Consider the following 22,367-nt stretch of genomic DNA (forward strand, 5'->3'; position numbering starts at 1 on the left):
AGCACGGCGAGCAGAAAGCCGGCGCAGGCGGCAGGTATCAGACGCTGGCGGCTTCGTTGAGCTCGTTGAGGGTGTTGGTCGCCTCGAGGTACTCCTGCACCCAGCGCTCGATCACCGCCGAAGACTTCTCCACCTTGGTGAACTGACCCACGACCTGACCGATCGGGTTGAACGCGACGTCCACGCTCTCATTGGGGTACTTGTGCGTGGCGGCGACCGCCATACCCGACACCATGTACTGCAGCGGCATGCCGAGCGGCTTCGGGTTGTCCGGGTTCTCCCACGCGTCGGTCCAGTCGTTGCGCAGCATCCGCGCCGGCTTGCCGGTGAACGAGCGGCTGCGGACGGTGTCCTTGCTGGTGGCCTTCGCATACGCCGCGTGCTGCACGTCGGTGTGCTCGGATTCCTCGACCATCACCCACTGCGAGCCCGTCCACGCTCCCTGCGCGCCGAGCGCGAGCGCCGCGGCGATCTGCTGGCCGCTGCCGATACCGCCTGCGGCCAGCACCGGAACCGGCGCGACCTCCTTGACGACCTGCGGCCACAACACGATCGAACCGATGTCGCCGCAGTGTCCGCCCGCCTCACCGCCCTGGGCGATGATGATGTCCACGCCTGCGTCGGCATGCTTGCGGGCCTGCGACGGGGAGCCGCACAGCGCCGCGACCTTACGGCCGGTGTCATGGATGTGCTTGATCATGTCGGCAGGCGGCGTACCGAGGGCGTTGGCGATCAACGTGCACTTGGGGTGCTGCAGCGCCACCTCGACCTGCGGGGTCGCGGTGGCCTCGGTCCAGCCCAACAGCTGCAGCGCGTCGTCGTCGCTGTGATCGACGGGCACGCCGTGGTCGGCGAGGATCTTCTTGGCGAACTCGATGTGCTCCTCGGGCACCAAGGCGTTGAGCTGTTTCTTCAGCACCTCCGGCGACAGGTCGGTCGCGTCCATGCCCTCGTACTTGTTCGGGATCACGATGTCGACGCCGTACGGGTGGTCACCGATGTTCTCGTCGATCCAGTTGAGCTCGATCTCGAGCTGCTCCGGCGTGAAGCCGACCGCACCGAGCACGCCGAAGCCGCCCGCCTTGCTCACGGCCACAACCACGTCACGGCAGTGAGTGAACGCAAAGATCGGGAACTCGATGTTGAGCTCGTCGCAGATGGGGGTGTGCATGCCTGCTCCTCCGGTGGGGCCATAGCCAAACTGAAACGTGTTCTAGTTTAGCTTAGACGCCAGGCCGTGATCCAGGAAGGACCCCCGGTGCTGCGACTTCGGCCATTCGCGTCCCGAGCGTAGGGAATATGACGAAATTCGGCCGAAATCGGTCACATATCCGACGCTCGGCGCGCTCAGCGACCTAGTCGTAGCCGACCAGCCTGCGCAACGACCGTCGCCTGCGGCCGCCCGATCCGATCACCCTGAGCACCGGCCATCCGTTGGCGGCGGCCAGCGCGGCGAGGCCGGGTCGCGGGTTCACCGGACGGGGACAGCCGACCAGCTTCATCAGCGCTGCGTCCTCGTCGCCGTCGGCGTAGAAGTAACTACGTTGCAAATCAACGCCGTTGGCTTCGCTGAACTGCTGCACCGCGGACGCCTTGTTGCGGCCCCACACGACGGGCTTCGCGATCCGGCCGGTCAGACGGCCGGACTCGTCGAGCTCGAAGTGATTGCACAACACGTGGTCGATCTCGAGGAAGCGCGCCACCGGCTCCGCATGGATCGTCATCGCCGACGAACTGAGCACCACGGTATGGCCGCGCGCCTGATGGGCCTGCACGATCTCGTGCATCGCGGGGAACACCCGCGAGGAAACACGTTCGACGAACAGTCGCTCGCCCAGCTCGTCGAGTTCGGCGAGCGATTCACCCTGTAGATAGCCCGCCGCCCTGGTCAGCAGATGCTCGAAACGCATTCTGCCGAGCCGGTAGCGCGCCGACGCCTCGATGACGCCAAGCACCTCACCGATGCGCGCTTGCCTGCGCCTGATTCGATCGCTGGCGTGTGCCGTCGCGGTGAATCCGTCGACCAGTGTGCCGTCGAGATCGAAGAACGCACCGACTTGCGGCCCGGGTGGGCTCGCGGCGATCTCCGCAATCGGGTCTGCTGCAGGCGCGCTCATCGCATCTAGCGTACTTAGCTGCGGTACAAGCCCTTACCGGTCACCAGCGGCATATCGAGCGTGGTCCTGATGCCCGGCGCCGCGGCCACCACATCGGGGATCGCGTTCACGATCCGGCCGGCCGCGGCGAGGATGGCCGCGTAGTTGTGGTCACCGTTGCGGCTCGTCGGGCAGATGTCCATCACGTACGACGGTTCGCCGGTGATCTCGACGCGATACGAGCCGCCCGGCTGAGCGGGTTGCGCCCAGTCCGGTCTCAGGTCGGGGCGCAGCCGGGTGACGTGTTCGACGACGATCACCGGCTTGCCCTTGACCATGCCTTCGATCTGGAAGCGCACGGCCGCCACCGTGCCCTTCTTGATGGTGCCGACAGCGACGTCGAAATCCTCGGGTGCCGGTTCCTGTTCGACTGCGTCCTTGATCTCGTCGACCTCGATGCCGAGGCCCGCCGCGAGCTGCCGGATCGCGGTGCCCCAGGCGATACTCAGGATGCCCGGCTGGTAGAGCATCGGCAGATCGCCGATCTCGTTGCCGAAGCCCATCACGTCGAACATCACCGTCGCCCCGTCGTAGGTGGCGTAGTCGGCGATCTCCATGGTGCGCACCTGCTCGATGCGCTGGCACGTCCCCGCCAGCGCGAAGGGCAGTAGATCCGTCGCGAATCCCGGATCGACGCCCGTCATGAAGACGGTCGAATTCCCTTCTCGCGCAGCATCTTCGATGCGCTCGATGTATTTATCGGGGATCACCTGCCAGGGATATTGCAATACGCCGAGCCCTGACCCGACCACGTCGATGCCTGCAGCCAGGATCTTGCGGACGTCGGCCATCGCGTCGGGCAATCGGGTGTCGCCCATCGCGCAGTACACGACGCAGTCGGGCCTGGCCGCGATGATCGCGTCGAGGTCATTGGTCGCGGCCACACCAGTCGTCGTGTCGAGCCCCGCGAGCTCGCCCGCATCGCGGCCCACCTTGGCGTCGGTCGACACCCACACGCCCGCCAGATCGAAGCGCGCATCCTCGACGAGTTGCTTGAGGGCAAGGCTGCCGCAGTTGCCGGTGCCGATGAGCGCAACCCGAATCGCCATCCTGTTTCCCCTCGCCGACAACTGGAACAGGTTCTACTTGTAGCACGCGCGCACGGTAGCCTGACCCCTCATGGGACGCGTGGACGGAAAAGTTGCACTTATCAGCGGCGGGGCCCAGGGCATGGGAGCCGCAGATGCCTGGGCACTCGTCGCCGAGGGCGCCAAGGTCGTGATCGGCGACATCCTCGACGACAAGGGCAAGGCGCTTGCCGACGAAATAAACGCGTCCACACCCGACTCTGTCCGCTACGTCCACCTCGACGTCACGCAGGCCGATGAATGGGACGCTGCCGTCGCCACCGCCATCGACGAGTTCGGCAAGCTCAACGTCCTTGTCAACAACGCAGGGACGGTGGCGCTCGGCCAGATCGGTCAGTTCGATATGACCAAGTGGCAGAAGGTGATTGACGTCAACCTCACCGGAACGTTCCTGGGCATGCAGGCATCGGTGGAGGCGATGAAGGCCGACGGCGGCGGTTCCATCATCAACATCTCGTCGATCGAGGGGCTGCGCGGCGCCGTCATGGTGCACCCTTACGTGGCGTCCAAGTGGGCGGTGCGGGGGCTGACGAAGTCGGCGGCGCTCGAACTCGGCGCCCACAACATCCGGGTGAACTCGGTGCACCCCGGCTTCATCCGCACCCCGATGACCAAGCATTTCCCCGACAACATGCTGCGGATTCCGCTGGGCCGGCCCGGTCAGCCCGAAGAGGTGGCGACGTTCGTGGTGTTCCTTGCCAGCGACGAGTCGCGCTACTCGACCGGAGCGGAATATGTCATGGACGGCGGCCTGACGAACGACGTGCCGCACAAGTAGCCCTTTGGGTGAAAGACTTCGGCCATGCACGAGGTCGACCAAACCACCGAGCAGATGGTGCGCAGTGTGCTCGCGTACGCCGAGAACCGGCTGCGGATGAACCCTGTGCCGCTCGACAAGGGCGTGCTGCCCGCCGAAGAGTTGTACGACCGCCTCGACGGCGTGATCCGCGATCAGCCACGGCCGCCGGACGAGGTGCTCGGTGTCTACACCTCGGTGATCGCGCCGAGCGTGATCTCGGCCGACAGTCCGCGGTTTCTCGGCTTCATTCCTGCCGCCCCGACCAAGGCGGCGCTGCTGTTCGACATGTTGGTGTCGTGCGCGTCGATACAAGGCATCTCATGGCTCGAGGCATCGGGCGCGATCGCGGCGGAGAACAGCGTGCTGCGGGTGATCGCGCACGAGGCAGGACTGCCGACCACCTCGGGCGGATGCTTCGTGTCGGGCGGATCGGCGGGCAACCTGTCCGCGCTGGCCGTCGCACGCGAGACCGCCAAGAGACGCGGCGCGACGGGCAGGCTCCGCGTCGTCGTCGGCTCGGATGCGCACTCGTCGATCGTCAACACGCTGCGGCTGCTGGAGATGGACGCTCTGGTCGTCGACACCCCCGACCATCGGCTCACCGCCGATACCGTCCGTGACGCGGTACCTGCCGACGCCGCCAACATCGCCGCGGTGGTCTGCACGTCGGGCACCACGAACGCGGGCATCGTCGACGACCTGGCAGGCGTCGGCGCGCTGGCACGCGACCGCGGCTGGTGGTTCCACGTCGACGGCGCCTACGGCGGATCCGGAATCTTCGCGCCCTCGCTGAAACCGAAGTACAAGGGCCTCGAGCAGGCGGACTCGTTCATCCTCGACCCGCACAAGTGGTTGTTCACCCCGTTCGACTGCTGCGCACTGCTCTATCGCGAGCCCGACCTGGCCCGCGCCACCCACACCCAGGACGCGTCGTACCTCGACGTGATCCATACGTCGGACGGCGAGTGGAACCCGTCGGACTACGCCTATCACCTGACCCGGCGGGCCCGCGGGCTGCCGCTGTGGTTCTCGCTGGCGGTGTACGGGCTGGATGCCTACCGGCAGGCCATCGAGGTCGCCGCGACGCTGGCGAAGCAGACCGCCGAGCTGATCAAGGCCGCCCCCCAACTGGAGTTGATCCGCGAGCCCGACCTCGGAGTGGTGCTGTTCCGTCGGCTGGGGTGGAAACCCGAGGATTACGACGCCTGGGCGCAGCGACTCCACCACGATCAGGTCGCGTTCATCCCGCCGACCAAATGGGAGGGCGAAACGGTGGGCCGATTCGCATTCCTGCATCCAGACACCACGCTGGAGCTGGTGCGGGAGGTGTTGGCGCGAACAGAGTGACCGACACCAATTCCGTTGCGCTGCTTGACTGAGCCTGCAACCGGGGCTGCAGGTACGGTGATCCGGTGGACGGGGAGCAGATGTCGGTTGAACGACGTCGGCACATCGTCTTGAGAATCTTGCTGTCGATGGCGCTGTTGCTGCTGCTCTGCGCCGCGGACTTCCCCGATTTCGCGAAGCCGGGGCCGCCGCCGGGCCAGATCGAGCTGGCACAGGGCTGGAGCCTGGTCTCCGCTCGCAATGTGGCTGCCGACGGGGCCGCGCTGTCCAAACCGGACTACAAGGCCGCCGGCTGGCACGCCATCCCGCGGATGCCCGCGACCGTGCTGCAGACCCTCCAAGAGGACGGCACGTACCCCGACCTGTACTACGGCACCAATCTGGGCGCTGTCCCGCAGGACCTTTACCAGCAGGACTGGTGGTATCGCACCACATTCACTGCGCCTGCCGGCCACACCACCTACCAGTTGGAGTTTCCCGGCATCAACTACCGCGCCGAGATCTGGTTGAACGGCCACCTGATCGCGGGCAACACGCAGATCGTCGGCATGCACACCGCCCACGAACTCGACGTGTCGCGGTGGGTGAATCAGGGCGAGGCCAACGCACTGGCCGTGAAGATCACCCCGGAGCGGGCTCTGCAGGACGTCAACGGCGTCGAGTTGGCCGACAGCTGGTATGACTGGATCAACTGGAACTACCTCGGCTACCAAGGACCGGGAAAGAACCCCGGCAACGGGAATTCCTTTGTCCCCGACCGCAATGCGGGCATCTGGAAACCCGTCTACCTCAAGACGTCCGGCGCTGTCGCCCTCGGCTCGGCCACCGTCAATTCCGAGTTGCCGCTACCGCGAACGAATTCCGCGAAGCTGACGATCTACAGCAGCCTGCGCAACGCCTCCGCACAACAGGTCCGCGGAGTGCTGCGGGCGACGATCACCCGCCCCGGCAAGCCCGATGTGCAGCTCGAGCAGCCGGTCACTCTCGCGGCCGGTGAGCAGCGCGAAATCAGCTTCACTCCGGATGAGTTCTCGCAGTTGACCGTCGACAATCCAGACCTGTGGTGGCCGTACACCATGGGCAGACCCGACCTGTATGACCTGAACCTGGAATTCCGGCAATTCAATCGGTCGGTCGACACCGAACATCTGCGGTTCGGCATCCGCTCCGTTCAGCAGTTCCGCGACCAGGACGAGCAGTTCCCTGAACTGGGTAAGGGCGGTAACTTCTACCTGAAGGTCAACGGGAAAGACTTCCTGGTCCGCGGCGCTGCGTACACCCCCGACCTGTTGTACGCCAACGACCCGAGCCGTGACGCTGCGATCCTGGGCTATGTAAAAGACCTCGGGCTCAACATGATTCGCCTCGAAGGCAAATTCCCCGGTGATCACATCGCCGAGATGGCCGACGAGATGGGCATCCCGTTGATGTACGGCTGGATGTGCTGCAACCAGTGGGAGAAATGGAGTCAGTGGGGCGACGAGGACAGCCGCGTCGCACAGGACAGCCTTCGGTCGCAGATCGAGGGGCTTCGCAGTCATCCCTCGGTTTTCGTGTGGGCCAACGGCAGTGACGGCAGGGCCCCCGAGAACGTCCTGTCCGAATACCACTCGATCCTGTCAGGATTGCACTGGCAGAACGCGACCGTCGACACCGTTTCCTCCCTGGCCGTCAAGGATTTGGGGGAGCGCGGCTGGGACGGCATCCAGATGGCCGGCCCGTACAGCTGGCGACCACCGAGCTACTGGTTCTCCGGCCGCTACCCGGCCACCCGCGGGTCGACGGCCGAACAGGGCGACAACGAGAGCATCCCGCCGTTCGCCAGCCTGAAGAAGTTCATCCCGCCCGACAAGCTCTGGCCGATCAACGACGCATGGTTCTTCCATGCCGGTTCCGATCCGAGAAACGCAGAGCTGACCAGTATTCGGCGCGCCGTCGACCGCAGGTACGGGGCGTCCGACGACGCGGAGGAGTTCACGCGCAAGGCGCAATTGGCCCACTACGAGTCGACGCGCGCCCAGTTCGAGGCGTTCGCCGCCGGCGGCTGGGACAACCACAAGATGACGATCTACTGGATGCTGAACAACCACTGGCCGTCATTCTTCGGGCACATCTTCGACTACTACCTTCGGCCCGGCGGCGCGTATTACGGCGCAAAGAAGGGACTGCGGCCGCTGTCCGTGGTCTTCGATTCGTACGCGACGGGCAACCACGACCACGCCAACCTCACTGTCGTGAACCAAACCCCAAGGCAGCAAACAGGTTTGACGGTACGGGTGCGGACCTACGACCTGCAGGGCCGGGTGCGCGACGATCGCAGCGCGGCCAATATCAACGTGATGCCCGGGGGAGGGGAACTGGCGCTGACGCTACCGCGAGTCGCCCGCGATTCCAGTGTGTACTTCGTGCGCGCGCAGTTGCTCGACTGGGCCGGAAAAGTCGTGTCCGACAACACCTATTGGCAATCCCAACAGCTCGACGACGTCGGCGATCCGCGCAACGATTCGGCGTTCGAGCTCAACCAGACCAGCTGGGCGAACATGACGGGGCTGAACTCCATGGCTCAGGTTCCGCTCGATGTCACCGCGTCGAGGTCGACTGACCCCGGCGACAATCGCGTGACGATCCGGCTGCACAACCCCTCGCAACGGGTCGCGTTCTTCGAGCGCGCCGAACTCACCCCCACACCCGAGGGCGACGAGATCCTGCCTGTCGAGTACAGCGACAACTACGTCACGGTGTTCCCCGGTGAGACGGTCGAACTGTCGGGACAGGCGTGGACCGGGGTGAGGCCGAACTGGGTGCGAGTGACGGGCTACAACACGCCGGCGCAACTGGTCGCGATCAAGTAGGGCTGCTAGTCCACCGCGGCGAAGTTGACCGTCGCCGTCGCACCGATCTCGTCGTCGTTGGCCCGGTAGATGTCCACCTGTACCACCACCGACCGCTTGCCGGTGCGCAGGATCCGCGCGACCGCGCGCGCCGGCCCGACCTTGATGGGCCGCAGATAGCGGATGAACAGGTCGGTGGTGGCGATGCGCATCCCGAATGGTGTGGCTCGCGCGGCCAGTTGGCCGGCCGTCACGTCGGCCATGGTCGCGACCAGCCCGCCCTGGAGGCCTCCTGCCGTGTTGACTGTTCGTTCGTCGACCGGCATCTCCATGGTCACGGTGCCGTCGTCCGACGGAACCTCCTGCAGGCCGAGCTGATCGAACAGCTCGCGGAGGGACTTCGGCGCCGTCATGGAGAACGACGTTACCGGGCTGCCGTAATGTCGGTGGACGTGAGTGCACGCGCCGGCATCGTTGTGACGGGCACCGAGGTGCTGACGGGACGAGTCCAGGACCGCAACGGCCCCTGGATCGCCGACCGGTTACTGGAACTCGGCGTCGAATTGGCCCACATCACGATCTGTGGCGACCGCGAGCGCGACATCGAGGCCCAGCTGCGCTTCCTCGCCGACGAAGGGGTCGACCTCATCGTCACCAGCGGTGGCCTCGGTCCGACGGCCGACGACATGACGGTGGCGACCGTCGCGAAATTCGCAGGCCTCGAGTTGGTGCTCGACCAGGCCCTCGAGGACCGCATCACCGACATCCTCAAGCGATTGATGGCGCGCTTCGACAACGTCGACATCGACGCAGTCCGGGTCGCCAACCGCAAGCAGGCGATGATCCCCGTCGGCGCCCATGTCATCAATCCGGTCGGGACCGCGCCCGGTGTCGTCGTGCCGGGCAAGCCCACGATCGTGGTGCTGCCGGGGCCGCCGCGCGAGCTGCAGCCGATGTGGCCGCTCGCCGTCGAAAGCGATGCGGTGCAACAGGCGATCGCCGGTCGCACCATGTACCGCCAAGAGATGCTGCGGATGTTCGGGTTGCCCGAATCCGGGCTGGCCGAGACGCTGCGCGAGGCTGAGCAGAGCGTCGACGGCTTTGACCGGCTCGAGATCACCACCTGCCTGCGGCGCGGCGAGCTCGAGATCGTCACTCGCTACGAGCCCGACGCCGCGGCCGTCTATACGAAGCTGATGGAGCTGCTCCGCGAGCGGCACGGGCGGGAGATCTTCTCCGAAGATGGCTCACTCGTCGACGATCAGATCGCACAACTGCTGGCGGGCAGGCGGATCGCGACGGCTGAATCATGCACCGGCGGAATGCTTTCCGCCCGCCTGACCGACCTGCCGGGTTCGTCGGCCTACGTTGCCGGGGCCGTCGTCGCATACGCGAACGAGGCGAAGGCCGAGCTGCTCGGCGTCGCACCCGAGCTGATCGCCGAACACGGCGCGGTGTCCGAACCGGTCGCCGAGGCGATGGCCGATGGGGCGTTGAGCCGGTTCGGTGCCGACACCGCGGTCGCGATCACCGGAATCGCCGGACCGTCGGGCGGCACGGAGGACAAGCCAGTCGGCACGGTGTGCTTCACCGTGAAACTGGCCGACGGCGACTCGTCCACCCGCACCCTGCTGCTGCCCGGTAATCGGTCCGACATCCGCGAGCGCTCGACGACGGTCGCGATGCACATGCTGCGCCGCGCGCTCAGTACACGACTTCCTGGGTGACGCTGTCCACGCCGTTTTCGCAGTCGATGGCCAGCTTCCACTTCGTCCCGGTCTGTACGCCGGGAAACCAGAGATCGTGAGTTCCGTTGGCCTGCAGGTAAAACGGGACTTTGTACACCGGTGCGGGCGGGATGACACCTGGGGGCACCTTGAACGGCACGGCGGTGTACGTGCACAGGCCGCTGCTCGCGGGTTGACCAAACGAATGGACGTGTACGGTCACGCCCAACGCATCGGTATTCGTGACTACGTAAGCCAGAGCGTGTGCGGATCCGGCGGCTCCGAACAACAACGCCGCCGTGGTCACGGCTGCAGCGCCCAGCGCGGCGGTCAACTTCTTCTTCATGATGAGCTCCTTCTCTGCGGTCGCGGCCCCGGTTGGGCCGCCTTCATGGGTAGGAGCCGGCAGCGGAGGTAGGTCTTACACATTTTTTGGGTATGCATTCGGCGCTATGACGTCAGAACGCCTTGCGCAGCAGCTCACCGCGGTCGGCGCCGGTGTGGTGCGGCCCGCCGAACTCAACGCGTGCCTCGGCGTCGACGACTCGGCATGGGCAGAGTTCGCGGCGCACTGGGACGACCTTGCACCAGATCGCTATGCCGCGGACCTGGGCACCCAACGGCTGCGCCGCTACGGACACTTCATCTTCAGTCCGGCAGACGGGAACTTCGAACTGACGACGCACGACGCGTTCATTCAGCCAGAAGATTCGAACCCGCTGTACATCGGAACCGGCCGCCACTTCGAGCCGCTGACCGACGCATTCGCCAAAGACCAACTGCTGCACCGGATTCTGACGGTGCTGGGCGGGCTGGCCACAGCGTTGGCCGAGGCCGCTGAATGGGATGTGAAGGTGACCCCGTTTCGGGTGCTGGCCACGGCCGACGGCGCGGGCCAGCCGACGCCAGAGGGCATGCATCGCGACGGGGTCACGCTGGTCACCTCGCTGTTGGTCGGCAGGCGCAACGCCGCCGGCGGCGAAAGCACGGTCACGGATATGGCAGGGCGGCAGCTGCTGAAGACCACGCTGCAGGAGCCCGGCACGCTGCTCTTCGGCGATGACCGCAGGACCTTGCACGGCGTTTCGGCGATCCGGCCCCGCGATCCCTCGCAGTCTGCGCAACGCGACGTGCTGGTGGTTACGTTCGCGCCGTCAAGCTGACGAGATCGTCGACGACCCCTGCAAGTGATCCGCGCCGAGCCAGACTGGCGTGTTGCATCTCTGCACCGGTGCCGCGCTCGGCAAGCCGCCCCACGAGTCCGTCCACGATCGCGCGGTCACCGTGCCGCCGCAGTGCGGGCTCGAGGTGATCGACAAGGCCGGCCATTTGCACCGATGCAGGCATTACCTCGCCGGATACCGCGTCCACGCCGTGGCCGGTCCATCCGTCTCTGGCCGCCCGCCAATACGCGGCGCGGAGCACCTCACTGTTGGGTTGGGGACCGGGATCGCCGGCCAGCGCCTCGTCGGTTGAGACCGAGACCAGCGCGCGGATCAGCATCGCCAGAGCGACGGCGTCATCGATGTCGGCGACGACATCCATGCAGCGAATTTCCAGCGTCGGAAGTTTCGGGTTCGGCCGGATGTCCCAGAACGGTGTCGCGGCGTTCAGCATCGCACCCGAGTCCGCAATCATGGCCGCGAGTTCCTCGTGGTGGCGCAGGGATTCGGCGTATGGCGGCGGTCCGAGGCAGGGAAACCGGCTGCGGATCACTGCGCGCCAGTCCGCGTAACCGGTGTCATTGCCTTGGTGGAAGGGCGAATTCGCGCTCGCCGCGATCAGAAGCGGCAACCGGGGCCGCAGATGGTTGCTCACCCGCACGGCAAGCTCACGGTCCGGCAGGTATACGTGGACGTGCATCGAACAGACCATGAAGTCGTCGAGCATCGCACGGTACTGCGCCACACCGGCGCGATACCGCGGGTGGTCGGCGACGGGGGCGGGTTCTGGTGCGACGACGGGGGTCCCGGACGCGCACAGCCGCAAGCCTTCCGCGACGGCCGCTCTCGCGACCGCCGTCCGGAGCCGGGCGAGCTCGTCTCTCAGCTGACCGGCTTCGGTGCACGGTGCCGTCCTGACCTCGATCTGGCTTCTGGTGAACTCACCGCACACCTGGTCGCCCAGATCCGCTTCGGCTCCCGCGACGACGGCGGCCGCGGCCGGCTGCGGACGACCACTGTCGGGGTCGACGAGCAGGAACTCCTCCTCGACGCCAACGGTCGCGATATCGCCGGTCACCGTTCCAAAGCCGTGCAGAACGCCTGCTCGGCCTGGCCGCCGTGCACGGCGAACACCACCCTTTCGAGCGACCGGGGCTCATGGTCGCGTACCGCGTCGACCATCAGCCGTGCTGCCTCTGCAAGGGGGAAGCCGCCGACGCCGGTGCCGAACGCGACGAGAGCCAGCGACCGGCATCCGAGGTCATCAGCCTTCGCCAAACTCGAACGGGTCGCCTTGGCGATGATGTCTGCCGACGTCGGCCCACCCAGTTCCATCGTCGCGGCGTGGATGACGTAGCGCGCCGGCATGTCACCGGCCGTGGTTTCGACCGCCCCGCCGAGTTCGATCGGGGCCTTCTCGGTGGATTCGCGCTGTACGGCAGGACCGCCGGCGCGAGAGATCGCGGCAGCCACCCCGCCGCCGTGCCTGAGCTGTGTGTTGGCCGCATTGGTGATCGCGTCGACGTCGAGCCGGGTCACATCGGCCTGCTGAACCTCGATAGCGATCACCGCTGTATCGTCTCATCGATGACTGCAACCGACGAGCGGCAGACGCTGGCTGACCTCGCCGACTTGGGCGGGTGGGAACGTCGGGATGTCGAGCGCACCGACTATTACGCCAAGGGCATCGTCCGGGTGCAGGTGCTGTGGCACGGCAACGAAGCGATCAGCGGCGGCTCGCTCTACCACGATGACATCCTCACCGCGTACTCGCGGGATCTCAAAACCGTCAGAAGCTGGATCAAACGCTGATCAGCTGAGCGCGGCCTTGGCCTCCGCCAAGTTGTCGGCCGCCAGCACCAGACGGGTATTGGTCGCCAAGTAGGCGGTGGTCAAGTTGACCTTGGCGTCGCCGAGTTTGCGCGCCACCTCACCGAGGGCACCTGGCCGATCCTCCATGTCGAGCACGATCACCTCCTGCTCGGAGGCGATCTTGATGCCGGCGTTCTGTAACGCCTCGAACGCCGACGTGGCGTCCTGGACGAGGATGTGCACCTCGGCCTGCCCGCCGCCCGTGGTGAGCGCACACAACCCGCCGATGTTGGTACCGGCCTTGCCGAGGACGTCGCCGACTCGGGCCAACTCGCCGGGTTGGTCATCGAGGTAGAGCGTCAAATCGGTCGCCATGGCGAGCGCTCCTTCCGTGCAATCCAACGGTATCGGCTTGGCGAGAAATTGGGATGCGCTCGGGCAACGGGTTGTGGCACCGTCGAATTCTGTGCTCGCTTCCGCCACTTCGGCCTCAATAGAGATTCGTTCCGCCGCCGACGCCGACTGGCCGGCGATCGCGCTGTTGGACGCCACCAGCTTCGGCCGGTTCGGGCATCCCGAGTCGTTGGGCGCGTGGCGGTCGATGATGCCGCCCGAGGGCACGGTCCTCGCCTGCGATGACGGCGACATCGTCGGAATGGCGCATTACCTCGATATGCGACTGACCGTTCCAGGCGGTGCGGCGCTGCCGATGGCAGGCGTCACGATTGTCGGCGTCGCGCCCACGCACCGCCGCCGCGGCATTCTGCGAGCGATGTACCTCGAACTGCACAACCGGATCGCCCAGGCGCAGTATCCGTTCGCAGGCCTGACCGCCAGCGAGGGCGGGATCTACGGGCGCTTCGGATACGGGCCCGCGACTATCGAGCAGGAATTCACGGTCGACCGGCGCTTTGCCCGGTTTCGCGACGATGCTCCCGACCCCGGCGGTGTTCGGTTGATCAAGCCTGCCGACCATCGCGACGCGCTCGAGCAGATCTACGACCGCTGGCGGCAGCGCACACCGGGCGGTCTGATTCGCCCGAGCTCATTGTGGGATGAACTACTCGCTGATCGTGAGTCGGACCGCCGCGGGGGAACGGAGCTGTATGCGTTCCTGCATCCCGACGGTTACGTGTTGTACCGCGTGTTCGGCGACCACCCGATGTATGTGCGCGTCCGCGAGTTCGTCGCGGCGACCACCGAGGCCCGAATTGCCTTGTGCCGCGCGCTTTTCGGACTCGACCTCATGGAGACGGTGCACGTCAGCACGAATCCCGCCGACCCGCTGCCATACCTGCTGACGGATCATCGAGTCGCCCGGCTGACCCAACAGGAGGACGACCTGTGGTTGCGGATCATGGACATCCCGGCCGTCCTCGAAGCGCGCAGCTATGCGGCGGACCTCTCCGCGGTGATCGAGGTGTCGGACGGGTTCCGCAGTGACGGCGGCCGATTCGCACTCGATGTGCGCAACGGCCGTGCCCGCTGCACACCGACAAGCGCAGAGCCCGACATTCGGCTTGGCCTCGACATCCTTGGCAGCCTGTACCTGGGGACGCACAAGGCTTCGTCGTTTTCCGGCGCCAACCGGTTACACGCGAGTGAACACAGCCTTATCGAGCGTCTGGACGTCTCGTTTAGCACTGATACGCCCGCGGTCCTCGGATACGGTTTCTAGCCACGACGCCTCAGCGGTATGGAAGCATTCGGCGGTTGCATACATTATGAGATGCGAGGCCTAGTGGCTTGGGAACGGAGCTCGGATGGATCGACGGACGTTCGGCGCGGCGCTCACGCTCGGCAGCGCCGCCGTGCTTATCGGGGCGCAACGCGCGTCGGCAGCGCCACCGCCCAGCCCAATGCCGCAGGCCCGCAACGTGGTGCTGGTGCACGGCGCGTACGCCGACGGCTCGTGCTGGGCCGACGTCATCCCGTACCTGCAGGCGCGGGGGCTGAACGTGGCGTCTGTGCAGAACCCGCTGCGCACCCTGGACGAAGACTGTGAGTTCGCCCGTCGCACACTGGCTTTGATGGATGGCCCGACAGTGCTTGTCTGCCACTCCTATTCGGGCATGATCGCCACGGAGGTCGGGGTCGACCCCAAGGTGACGGCTTTGGTGTACATCGCCGCCCGCGCGCCCGACGTCGGCGAGGACTACACCGCACTGGCGGCGCAGTACCCGACGCCGCCGGCAAGCGCGGGTCTGGTCAAGGCGCCCGACGGATACGCACAACTCTCGGAGGAGGCGTTCCTCAACGACTTTGCGCAGGACGTCCCGGCAGCCAGGGCCAAGGTGCTGTACGCCGTGCAGGGCAGAATCTCCGATGAGTTGTTCAACGGCCGCACCACCAACGCGGCCTGGCGCGACAAGCCGACGTTCTATGCGGTGTCGAAGAACGACCGCACGATCAATCCGGACCTCGAGCGGTTCATGGCGCAACGGATGAACGCCAAGACGATCGAACTCGATGCCAGCCATCTGTCGATCGTGTCGAAGGCCCGCGACGTGGCCGATCTGATCATCGAGGCCGCTGGCGGGTGACCGCGCAGACCTGGACCCGCCGCAGAGCCGACAAGCACGATCGGCTCTCGGCGGTCGCCGGTTACGTCGACGGCAAGGTGATCGAACCGAAGCGGTTGCGCGACACGTTGGAGGCGCTGCTGCGGCCGGGTGATCGGGTCGCGCTCGAGGGTGACAACCAGAAGCAGGCCGACTATTTGTCGCGCACACTCGCCCAGTGCGACCCCAGCGCGGTCAACGGCCTCCACATGCTGATCTCCTCGGTGTCACGTCCTGAGCATCTCGACCTTTTCGAGCAGAAGATCGCCGCCACACTGGATTTCGCCTACGCCGGTCCGCAGAGTGTCCGCATCGCGCAGATGGTCGAGGACGGCCAGGTGCGTATCGGCGCAATCCACACCTACGTGGAGCTCTATGCGCGGATGTTCACCGACCTGACGCCCAATGTCGCGCTGTTGTGCGCGACGAAGGCCGACCGCGACGGCAACCTGTTCACCGGGCCGAACACCGAGGACACACCGACGATCGCCGAAGCCACCGCATTTCGCGACGGCGTGGTGGTTGTGCAGGCCGACGAGATCGTCGGCACCGGCGAGTTGCCGCGCGTCGACATCCCGGGGGACTGGATCGACCTCGTCGTCGAGGCCGACCGGCCTTTCGCGCTGGAGCCGCTGTTCACCCGCGACCCGCGACTGATCGGGCCGGTCGAGATTCTCAAGGCGATGATCGCCATCCGTGGCGTGTACCAGCGCCACGAGGTGACGTCGCTCAATCACGGGATCGGATTCGACACGGCGGCAATCGAATTGCTGCTCCCGACGTACGGCGACCAGTTGGGGCTCAAAGGCAGGATCGCGAAACACTGGACGCTGAACCCGCATCCCACGTTGATCCCGGCGATCGAATCGGGCTGGGTGGAATCGATCCACTGCTTCGGCGGCGAGGCCGGGATGGAGCGCTACACCGCGGCCAGGCCCGACATCTTCTTCACCGGCCCCGACGGCTCGCTGCGCTCCAACCGGGTGCTGTGCCAGCTGGCCGGCCAGTATGCGGTCGACATGTTCATCGGCTCGTCCTTACAGATCGATCGCGACGCCAATTCGTCGACCGTCACCGACGGCAGGCTGCCAGGGTTCGGCGGCGCACCGAACATGGGCCACGATCCGCACGGCCGCAGGCATTCGTCTGACGCATGGCTGAGTCTCGCGCACGGGGATGCCAACGCGATGCGCGGCCGAAAGCTGGTGGTACAGATCGCGCAGACGTTCCAGAAGGGTGGCATTCCGACGTTCGTCGAATCGCTCGACGCAGTCGAGGTGGGCAGGCACGCAGGGATGCCGATCCCGCCGGTGATGATTTACGGCGACGACGTCAGCCATGTCGTCACCGAGGAAGGCGTGGCGTATCTGTACAAGGCGCCGTCGCTGGACGACCGCAGGGCGGCGTTGTCGGCGATCGCCGGGGTGACACCGGTGGGTCTCGGCGCCGATGCCGCACGCACCGATCAGCTGCGCCGCGACGGACTGGTCGCGTTCCCAGAAGATTTGGGTATCGCTGTGCGGCAAGCGGATCGGTCGTTGCTTGCCGCACGCAGCATCGAGGATCTGGTCGCATGGTCCGGCGGGCTCTACGAGCCGCCCGCACAGTTCCGGGATTGGTGAAGCTGATGACGACCGCTGTCCGTCTGCCCAGCGAACAGATCGCCGACACCGCCGTCGACGCCCTGCGCACCGAGGCGCTGCTGACACCGAAACCAGGGCTTGTCGACGCGGCCGGCCGCCACAGCCATCCCGACATGAGCCTGGCCCTGCTGGCCTGCTCTGCCGAGACACTGCGAGAACCGTTGCGGCAGTGCGCGGACGCCGCACGCGATATGCCGCTCGGGCCCGGCCTACGGGCGCGCATCGGCGCCATCGGACGCGCGGGTGAGCGCCGCATGCTCGCCACCACCGGCGGCGTCAACACTCACCGCGGCGCGCTGTGGGCGCTCGGCTTGCTCTGCGCGGGCGTCGCGGTTTCAGAAACCACCACCGCCGCCGTTGCTTTCGCCGCTCACCTGGCGCGGTTGCCGGATCCCGCGCGCGGACATTCGCTGTCCCATGGCGAGCGCGCGCGGTTGCGCTACGGTGCAACAGGAGCGGCCGGCGAAGCGCAGCAAGGTTTTCCACACGTGGTCGCCCGTGGCTTGCCGATGCTGCGGTGCGGTCGACACAGCGGTATCTCCGATGATGCGGCGGCCCTCAATGCGCTGATGGCGATCATGGCGCGCCTGGATGACACCTGCGTGCTGCATCGCGGGGGTCGGCGCGGCCTGACCTTCGTGCAGCGTTCGGCGGCAGGCGTGCTCCGCAGTGGCGGCTGCGCAACGCCTGCGGGCCGACGGCGCCTCGAGCGGTTCTGCCGCGCGGCGGACCGGCGCGGTCTGTCGATGGGCGGCAGCGCCGATCTGCTCGCCGCGACGTTGTTCCTTGACTCGGTGGCGCCGGAAGGACCGATATGCAAACGCTGAGGTATCAATTCCCGGCCAGCCGAACCACGCGCACGCGTACCCACATCGGCGTCGTGGCGTCCGGTGACCTGGAAGTGTTGCTGGAAGAAGCGTCCGACGCCGACATCGCAGAGGTCCGGGTTCGCACCAGCGTCGACGGCTTCGACACCGTGTGGCACGCAACGCTTGAACGCTTCTTCACTCACACCCCACTCGCCGGGCGTTGGGAGCTCAACGACTTCGGAGCCACTCCGGCCGTCGTCACGTTGCGACTGCGGCAGGCCGCCGAGGCGGCGCAATGACATCGGTCGCGTCGCGGGACTGGCAGCAGATCCTCGCGCGGCGCAGTTTCCTCGAGGGCGACGCGCTGCAGCGGGCAAGCGCGCTGCTCGACCCGGATAGCGTTGCGGTGCTGTGTGGTCCGTTCGACCGCATCGAATCACCGTGGCTGGAGCCACAGGGCATCGTGCCTCAGGCTGACGACGGCGTCGTGATCGCCCGCGGCACCCTCGACGGCCGATCCGCCGTGGTCGCGTCGATCGAACAGGGTTTTCAGGGCGGAGGCACCGGTGAGGTGTCGGGCGCCAAGATCAGCCAGGCCCTGCGACTGGCGGCCGAGTCCAGCCGCGCGGGGACGCCGACGGCGGCGGTGTTGTTGTTCGAGACCGGTGGGGTCCGGCTGCAGGAAGCCAACCTCGGTCTGAACGCTGTCGCCGAAATCTGCTCGGCCGTACTGGATCTGCGGCCACTGGCTCCGGTGATCGGCCTGGTGGCCGGCGAGGTCGGCTCGTTCGGCGGCATGAGCATCGCCGCCGGGCTGTGCACGCGGCTGATCATCACTCCGCAAGGCAGGATCGGGCTCAACGGACCCGCCGTCATCGAACAGGAGGCGGGCATCACCGAATTCAACGCCGCCGACCGTGCGTTGATCTGGAGCATCGACGGCGGCGTACAGCGGTCCGCAATCGGCTTGGCGGACAAGCTCGTTGACGACGATCGCGACCTGATCCGTGCTGCGATCATCGAGGCGGTCGCCGCCGGGGTGCCACCCGCGGGAACCCATCGTAGCGAACGCGTCGACGTTCTCGGCTCGCGGTTGGCCAGCATCGATCCGCGCAATGCCCCTGCACCGCAGGACCTTCGGCAGCTGTGGGGCCCGGCGTTCGAGCCGGTCGACGGCGCCGGGCCCGCGGCTGCCGCAACACCGTCGGCAACGGCCAGCCGGGGTCGGCTGTGGTTGACCGCTCTTGCCGGTGTCGAACCCGTCCCGGTCATTCCTTCTGTGCTCCGGGCCGACACCACCGATGCCACCTACCTGGCCGTCGTGCCGGATCCGGGCAACCCATTCCATCGTGCCCGCAACGGCGAGGTCGGCCTCACCGAATCCTGGGCCCTGGCCGCCGCGATCGACGATGTCATCGCGTCGAACACGAATCGCGCCATCGTTGCCGTAGTAGATCTGCCAAGCCAGGCATACGGTCGCATCGAGGAGATGGCCGGTCTGCACCAAGCCATCGCCACCGCCGTCGACGCCTATCACCGGGCTCGCAACGCCGGCCATCCGACGGTGGCGATCGTGGTCGGGCACGCGCTGTCCGGCGGCTTTCTCGCCCATGGCCTGCAGGCTCAGCAGATACTGGCCCTCGACGATCCCGGTGTGGAGATCCATGCGATGCACAAGGCTGCTGCGGCCCGGATCACGCTGCGCACCGTGGACGAACTCGACGAGCTCGCCAAAACGGTTGTGCCGCTGAGCTACAACGTTCGGGACTGGGCGCAGCTGGGACTCTGCGACGGACTGTTGAAAGTATCCGACGCTGAGCGGCCCACCGCAGAGGACGTCGACAGTGTGCGCAGTGCGGTCGACGTCGCGATCGCCGCCGCCCGCAGCGGCCCGCGGGATTTATCGAACCGCCTTGATTCGCCGGGTGCGCTGACAAACCGTAAGGCGTCACGTGCGGTCCGCGACGTGATGTCCGCGCAGTGGCACAGCACCGAACGGCCATGACCGGACCGCGCCCGCATGACCTGGTGCGCATCAATTCGGTCGCCCGACTGTGCCGGATGGGCCCGGCGTGGGTGACGCCCGCGCTACGGGATGCGCCGTGGGTCGTCGTCCGGCGCGCCAGGTGCGCGCCCGGCTATCTGCCCGTGGGTGTTCGCGGTCCGACCCGATCACAGCGACATGCGACGTTGATCGAAAGCACCGCGGTGACCGAAGTCCAGTCTCCCGCGGATCTTGTCGACCGAGTCGATCGGCTGCCCGACCAACCTGTCACCGAAGCGCTCCGCGGGGCCGCAGCGGTGCTGGCACCGACCGGGTTGCGGTGGGGTCCCGGCGGAAGTGTCGGATTCAGCCTGGCGACAGGGGTTTTCGCGGCCACAGCGGCCAGCGACCTCGACCTGGTGATCACAGTCGACGACGTGCCACCGCTGACGCTGCTCGCGGGTCTTCGGGATGCGTTCCGCGAACTGCCTGCACGCGTCGACTGTCAGCTCGACCTGCCCTTCGGCGGTATTGCGCTCGACGACCTTCTCGGCCACGGCGGCGAGGTGCTGGTACGCACCAACGACGGGCCGTCATTGATGAGGCTCGACCGGCTGGTGTCATGATCGCATTCCTGTATCCGGGCCAGGGTGCACAACACGCAGGCATGCTCGCAAGCCTGCCGGACACCGCAGCAACGCGAAGAACGCTGGCAGAAGCGGCAGAGCTGCTCGGCCCGATCGACGAGCTGGATACCGCAGCATCGCTGGCGTCGACCACGAATGCTCAACTGGCGCTGCTGATCTCGGGTGTCGCGACGGCCCGGACGCTCGATGACGACATATCTCCCGACATTGTGGCAGGCCACTCGGTGGGCGCCTTCGCTGCCGCAGTCGGGGCCGGGGTGCTCACGTTCGCGGAAGCCGTTGCGGCGGTGCGACTCCGCGGAGACGCCATGGCGCAGGCGTGCTCGTCCGGTCAGTGGGGGATGGCGGCGCTCACCGGATTGCGGCTACGTGTGGTCCGCGACCTTATCTGTGGCAAGGCCGCCGAAGATCAGCTGTGGATTGCCAACGTCAACGCCGCCGACCAGGCGGTGCTCGGCGGGACGGTCGACGCGCTAGAGCTCGCACGACGGGCGGCAGAGCGGGCCGGCGCGCGCCGTTTCGAAATGCTCGACGTCGCCGTCGCATCACACGGGCCACTGCAAGGCGGCACCGCACGTGTTGTCGGCCAATATCTTTCGACCATTCCCCGGCGCGAGCAGCAAGTGGCCTACATGACCAACGTCGGCGCCCGAAGGATTCGCAACGACTCCGCTGCGGTGCTCGACGACCTCGCCGCGGCTGTCGCCCATCCGGTGCGGTGGTTCGACATCGTGCGGCTGCTGCCGGAGCTCGGAGTCGTCGCGACCGTCGAGATGCCGCCAGGGCACGTGCTGAGCCGGCTCGTCACGGCTACGACACCGGCGGTCAGCGCATTCAGTATGAGCGACACCGGACCCCCGTCGGTTATCGCGCGGCTGCGGTCACTTCTGGTCTATGTGGTCCCACAACCCGAGCATGGAGTCGAGGATCTCCTCGGCCCGACCTAAGCCGGCCAGGTGGCTTTCCCCTGGCAGATGGGTCAGCTGCGCATCGGGCAGCCGGGACACCACGTGCTGCCCGTGCTCGAACGGGACGATGTGGTCGCGGTCGCCGTGCCACCAGCGCACCGGCACCTTCACCTCGTCGAGCCGGAAACCCCAATCGCGGGCGAACACCACCACGTCGGCGAACGGCGCGGCGAGTTGCTTGCGGCTGCCGTTGAGCAGGTCGTCCAGGAACATCGCCCGGAACTCGGGACGGACCAACAGTTGACGGTCGGCCGCAGGCGAGATGGCGGCATATGCATAAAGCGCCGGCTCGGCGACGGGCCGGATCAGCCGGATCAAGGTGCTCGCGGCCAGCCGCAGCGGCGCGCCCGCGATCTGGACCACCGGCGCCGCGGCCGAGATCAGTGTCGAGATGCCGCCGCTGATGGCGTCGACACCGCGCACCGGCGCCACCCCTCCGAGTACCCCGGCGGCCACCACTCGGTCGGGCATCGCCGCTGCACACGCCAGCGTGTAGGGACCGCCGCCGGAGAGGCCGATGACCTCGAACCTGTCGATGCCCAGCGTGTCGGCGATGGTGCGCAGGTCCTCGGCGAACGCGAAGATCGTGTCGTACTGATAAGGCGTGGACGAGCCGATGCCGGGCCGGTCGACCCCGATCAGCCGGATCTGCCGCTGCTCGGCGTAGACACGCGCCTCCACCGGGATCTGCCTGCGCGCGCCCGGCGTGCCGTGCAGCCAGAACACCGCGCGGCCCTGCGGGTCGCCGAACTCGGCAAACCCGATCTGACGGTCATCACCGACGGCGATGGTGCCTTCCAGCTTCGGACGGGCAATTGCGACAGCCATGCCG

General features: G+C 66.7%; 23 protein-coding genes. 14 read left to right on the top strand and 9 right to left on the bottom strand.

What is annotated here, in order from left to right:
• Nucleotides 1-37 precede the first annotated feature (37 nt).
• The 3 genes from GGC64_RS12230 to GGC64_RS12240 form a co-directional block, all read right to left on the bottom strand.
• Nucleotides 38-1,171 (bottom strand): nitronate monooxygenase, encoded by a 1,134-nt coding sequence (locus tag GGC64_RS12230; protein WP_192722786.1) that lies wholly within the window; start codon nucleotides 1,169-1,171, stop codon nucleotides 38-40.
• A 184-nt stretch (nucleotides 1,172-1,355) separates the two neighbouring features.
• Complete coding sequence (locus GGC64_RS12235) at nucleotides 1,356-2,117, bottom strand: HAD family phosphatase (protein ID WP_192722787.1); 762 nt, start codon at nucleotides 2,115-2,117, stop codon at nucleotides 1,356-1,358.
• Between the two features lie 14 nt (nucleotides 2,118-2,131).
• Nucleotides 2,132-3,205, bottom strand: a complete 1,074-nt coding sequence (locus GGC64_RS12240; RefSeq protein WP_192722788.1) for a diacylglycerol kinase — start codon at nucleotides 3,203-3,205, stop codon at nucleotides 2,132-2,134.
• A 70-nt stretch (nucleotides 3,206-3,275) separates the two neighbouring features.
• On the opposite strand from GGC64_RS12240, the gene GGC64_RS12245 reads away from it, so the two are divergent.
• The 3 genes from GGC64_RS12245 to GGC64_RS12255 all read left to right on the top strand — a co-directional run bounded on the left by GGC64_RS12245 (nucleotide 3,276) and on the right by GGC64_RS12255 (nucleotide 8,242).
• Nucleotides 3,276-4,022 (top strand): glucose 1-dehydrogenase, encoded by a 747-nt coding sequence (locus GGC64_RS12245; protein WP_192722789.1) that lies wholly within the window; start codon nucleotides 3,276-3,278, stop codon nucleotides 4,020-4,022.
• 24 nt (nucleotides 4,023-4,046) lie between these two features.
• Nucleotides 4,047-5,390, top strand: a complete 1,344-nt coding sequence (locus GGC64_RS12250) for a pyridoxal-dependent decarboxylase (protein WP_192722790.1) — start codon at nucleotides 4,047-4,049, stop codon at nucleotides 5,388-5,390.
• Between the two features lie 128 nt (nucleotides 5,391-5,518).
• Nucleotides 5,519-8,242, top strand: coding sequence for a sugar-binding domain-containing protein (locus tag GGC64_RS12255; protein ID WP_192723851.1), 2,724 nt, complete (start codon nucleotides 5,519-5,521; stop codon nucleotides 8,240-8,242).
• Between the two features lie 5 nt (nucleotides 8,243-8,247).
• Here the strand turns inward: GGC64_RS12255 and GGC64_RS12260 are convergent, their stop codons facing one another.
• Entirely contained in the window at nucleotides 8,248-8,634 is a 387-nt protein-coding gene (locus GGC64_RS12260) for a PaaI family thioesterase (protein ID WP_192722791.1), read from the bottom strand.
• 39 nt (nucleotides 8,635-8,673) lie between these two features.
• Between GGC64_RS12260 and GGC64_RS12265 the strand changes: the two genes are divergently transcribed.
• On the top strand, nucleotides 8,674-9,948 hold the full coding sequence (locus tag GGC64_RS12265) for a competence/damage-inducible protein A (protein ID WP_192722792.1): 1,275 nt from the start codon (nucleotides 8,674-8,676) through the stop codon (nucleotides 9,946-9,948).
• On the opposite strand, the gene GGC64_RS12270 is transcribed toward GGC64_RS12265, so the two are convergent.
• Nucleotides 9,926-10,294: a hypothetical protein gene (locus tag GGC64_RS12270; RefSeq protein WP_192722793.1), complete on the bottom strand. Its 369-nt coding sequence runs from the start codon at nucleotides 10,292-10,294 to the stop codon at nucleotides 9,926-9,928. The genes GGC64_RS12265 and GGC64_RS12270 overlap by 23 nt on opposite strands.
• Nucleotides 10,295-10,400: 106 nt before the next feature.
• On the opposite strand from GGC64_RS12270, the gene GGC64_RS12275 reads away from it, so the two are divergent.
• Nucleotides 10,401-11,111 carry a 2OG-Fe dioxygenase family protein gene (locus tag GGC64_RS12275; protein WP_192722794.1) on the top strand — a complete coding sequence of 237 codons (711 nt, stop codon included), beginning with the start codon at nucleotides 10,401-10,403 and terminating at the stop codon, nucleotides 11,109-11,111.
• Here GGC64_RS12275 and GGC64_RS12280 read toward each other — a convergent pair.
• Both GGC64_RS12280 and GGC64_RS12285 read right to left on the bottom strand, forming a co-directional pair.
• Nucleotides 11,089-12,189, bottom strand: coding sequence for a glutamate--cysteine ligase (locus GGC64_RS12280; RefSeq protein WP_192722795.1), 1,101 nt, complete (start codon nucleotides 12,187-12,189; stop codon nucleotides 11,089-11,091). The genes GGC64_RS12275 and GGC64_RS12280 overlap by 23 nt on opposite strands.
• Complete coding sequence (locus tag GGC64_RS12285) at nucleotides 12,186-12,680, bottom strand: macro domain-containing protein (protein WP_192722796.1); 495 nt, start codon at nucleotides 12,678-12,680, stop codon at nucleotides 12,186-12,188. Before GGC64_RS12285 ends, GGC64_RS12280 begins: the two co-directional genes overlap by 4 nt.
• Before the next feature lie 18 nt (nucleotides 12,681-12,698).
• Here GGC64_RS12285 and GGC64_RS12290 point away from each other — a divergent pair, with 18 nt between their 5' ends.
• Nucleotides 12,699-12,923 carry a hypothetical protein gene (locus GGC64_RS12290; RefSeq protein WP_192722797.1) on the top strand — a complete coding sequence of 75 codons (225 nt, stop codon included), beginning with the start codon at nucleotides 12,699-12,701 and terminating at the stop codon, nucleotides 12,921-12,923.
• Here the strand turns inward: GGC64_RS12290 and GGC64_RS12295 are convergent, their stop codons facing one another.
• On the bottom strand, nucleotides 12,924-13,298 hold the full coding sequence (locus GGC64_RS12295) for an ACT domain-containing protein (RefSeq protein ID WP_192722798.1): 375 nt from the start codon (nucleotides 13,296-13,298) through the stop codon (nucleotides 12,924-12,926). It lies immediately after the preceding gene.
• 91 nt (nucleotides 13,299-13,389) lie between these two features.
• On the opposite strand from GGC64_RS12295, the gene GGC64_RS12300 reads away from it, so the two are divergent.
• The 8 genes from GGC64_RS12300 to GGC64_RS12335 all read left to right on the top strand — a co-directional run bounded on the left by GGC64_RS12300 (nucleotide 13,390) and on the right by GGC64_RS12335 (nucleotide 21,514).
• Nucleotides 13,390-14,601, top strand: a complete 1,212-nt coding sequence (locus GGC64_RS12300; protein WP_370582077.1) for an enhanced intracellular survival protein Eis — start codon at nucleotides 13,390-13,392, stop codon at nucleotides 14,599-14,601.
• Nucleotides 14,602-14,686: 85 nt separating this feature from the next.
• Nucleotides 14,687-15,466, top strand: coding sequence for an alpha/beta fold hydrolase (locus GGC64_RS12305; RefSeq protein WP_192722800.1), 780 nt, complete (start codon nucleotides 14,687-14,689; stop codon nucleotides 15,464-15,466).
• Nucleotides 15,463-17,106 carry a malonate decarboxylase subunit alpha gene (mdcA, locus tag GGC64_RS12310; RefSeq protein ID WP_192722801.1) on the top strand — a complete coding sequence of 548 codons (1,644 nt, stop codon included), beginning with the start codon at nucleotides 15,463-15,465 and terminating at the stop codon, nucleotides 17,104-17,106. The genes GGC64_RS12305 and mdcA overlap by 4 nt, the downstream gene beginning before the upstream one ends.
• Before the next feature lie 5 nt (nucleotides 17,107-17,111).
• Nucleotides 17,112-17,954: a triphosphoribosyl-dephospho-CoA synthase MdcB gene (mdcB, locus tag GGC64_RS12315; RefSeq protein ID WP_192722802.1), complete on the top strand. Its 843-nt coding sequence runs from the start codon at nucleotides 17,112-17,114 to the stop codon at nucleotides 17,952-17,954.
• Nucleotides 17,942-18,235 carry a malonate decarboxylase acyl carrier protein gene (gene mdcC / locus GGC64_RS12320; protein ID WP_192722803.1) on the top strand — a complete coding sequence of 98 codons (294 nt, stop codon included), beginning with the start codon at nucleotides 17,942-17,944 and terminating at the stop codon, nucleotides 18,233-18,235. Before mdcB ends, mdcC begins: the two co-directional genes overlap by 13 nt.
• Nucleotides 18,232-19,941 (top strand): biotin-independent malonate decarboxylase subunit beta, encoded by a 1,710-nt coding sequence (gene mdcD / locus GGC64_RS12325; protein WP_192722804.1) that lies wholly within the window; start codon nucleotides 18,232-18,234, stop codon nucleotides 19,939-19,941. Before mdcC ends, mdcD begins: the two co-directional genes overlap by 4 nt.
• Nucleotides 19,938-20,546, top strand: a complete 609-nt coding sequence (locus tag GGC64_RS12330; protein ID WP_192722805.1) for a malonate decarboxylase holo-ACP synthase — start codon at nucleotides 19,938-19,940, stop codon at nucleotides 20,544-20,546. The genes mdcD and GGC64_RS12330 overlap by 4 nt, the downstream gene beginning before the upstream one ends.
• The gene (locus GGC64_RS12335) at nucleotides 20,543-21,514 is read left to right on the top strand and encodes an acyltransferase domain-containing protein (RefSeq protein WP_192722806.1); all 972 of its coding nucleotides are present in this window, start codon (nucleotides 20,543-20,545) and stop codon (nucleotides 21,512-21,514) included. Before GGC64_RS12330 ends, GGC64_RS12335 begins: the two co-directional genes overlap by 4 nt.
• Here the strand turns inward: GGC64_RS12335 and GGC64_RS12340 are convergent.
• Nucleotides 21,449-22,363 carry an alpha/beta fold hydrolase gene (locus GGC64_RS12340; protein WP_192722807.1) on the bottom strand — a complete coding sequence of 305 codons (915 nt, stop codon included), beginning with the start codon at nucleotides 22,361-22,363 and terminating at the stop codon, nucleotides 21,449-21,451. The genes GGC64_RS12335 and GGC64_RS12340 overlap by 66 nt on opposite strands.
• Between the last annotated feature and the right edge of the window lie 4 nt (nucleotides 22,364-22,367).

This window comes from Mycobacterium sp. OAS707, assembly GCF_014873705.1.
Taxonomy (GTDB): Bacteria; Actinomycetota; Actinomycetes; order Mycobacteriales; family Mycobacteriaceae; genus Mycobacterium.

Bases quoted from the DNA above. Each gene is read 5' to 3' on its own strand.
- GGC64_RS12290 (WP_192722797.1), top strand. From the start codon at position 12,699: ATGACTGCAACCGACGAGCGGCAGACGCTGGCTGACCTCGCCGACTTG.
- GGC64_RS12270 (WP_192722793.1), bottom strand. From the start codon at position 10,294: ATGAAGAAGAAGTTGACCGCCGCGCTGGGCGCTGCAGCCGTGACCACG.
- GGC64_RS12275 (WP_192722794.1), top strand. From the start codon at position 10,401: ATGACGTCAGAACGCCTTGCGCAGCAGCTCACCGCGGTCGGCGCCGGT.
- GGC64_RS12240 (WP_192722788.1), bottom strand. From the start codon at position 3,205: ATGGCGATTCGGGTTGCGCTCATCGGCACCGGCAACTGCGGCAGCCTT.
- GGC64_RS12245 (WP_192722789.1), top strand. From the start codon at position 3,276: ATGGGACGCGTGGACGGAAAAGTTGCACTTATCAGCGGCGGGGCCCAG.
- GGC64_RS12255 (WP_192723851.1), top strand. From the start codon at position 5,519: ATGGCGCTGTTGCTGCTGCTCTGCGCCGCGGACTTCCCCGATTTCGCG.
- GGC64_RS12230 (WP_192722786.1), bottom strand. From the start codon at position 1,171: ATGCACACCCCCATCTGCGACGAGCTCAACATCGAGTTCCCGATCTTT.
- GGC64_RS12335 (WP_192722806.1), top strand. From the start codon at position 20,543: ATGATCGCATTCCTGTATCCGGGCCAGGGTGCACAACACGCAGGCATG.
- mdcB (WP_192722802.1), top strand. From the start codon at position 17,112: ATGACGACCGCTGTCCGTCTGCCCAGCGAACAGATCGCCGACACCGCC.
- mdcC (WP_192722803.1), top strand. From the start codon at position 17,942: ATGCAAACGCTGAGGTATCAATTCCCGGCCAGCCGAACCACGCGCACG.
- GGC64_RS12305 (WP_192722800.1), top strand. From the start codon at position 14,687: ATGGATCGACGGACGTTCGGCGCGGCGCTCACGCTCGGCAGCGCCGCC.
- GGC64_RS12260 (WP_192722791.1), bottom strand. From the start codon at position 8,634: ATGACGGCGCCGAAGTCCCTCCGCGAGCTGTTCGATCAGCTCGGCCTG.
- GGC64_RS12295 (WP_192722798.1), bottom strand. From the start codon at position 13,298: ATGGCGACCGATTTGACGCTCTACCTCGATGACCAACCCGGCGAGTTG.
- GGC64_RS12340 (WP_192722807.1), bottom strand. From the start codon at position 22,363: ATGGCTGTCGCAATTGCCCGTCCGAAGCTGGAAGGCACCATCGCCGTC.
- mdcD (WP_192722804.1), top strand. From the start codon at position 18,232: ATGACATCGGTCGCGTCGCGGGACTGGCAGCAGATCCTCGCGCGGCGC.
- GGC64_RS12235 (WP_192722787.1), bottom strand. From the start codon at position 2,117: ATGAGCGCGCCTGCAGCAGACCCGATTGCGGAGATCGCCGCGAGCCCA.
- GGC64_RS12330 (WP_192722805.1), top strand. From the start codon at position 19,938: ATGACCGGACCGCGCCCGCATGACCTGGTGCGCATCAATTCGGTCGCC.
- GGC64_RS12250 (WP_192722790.1), top strand. From the start codon at position 4,047: ATGCACGAGGTCGACCAAACCACCGAGCAGATGGTGCGCAGTGTGCTC.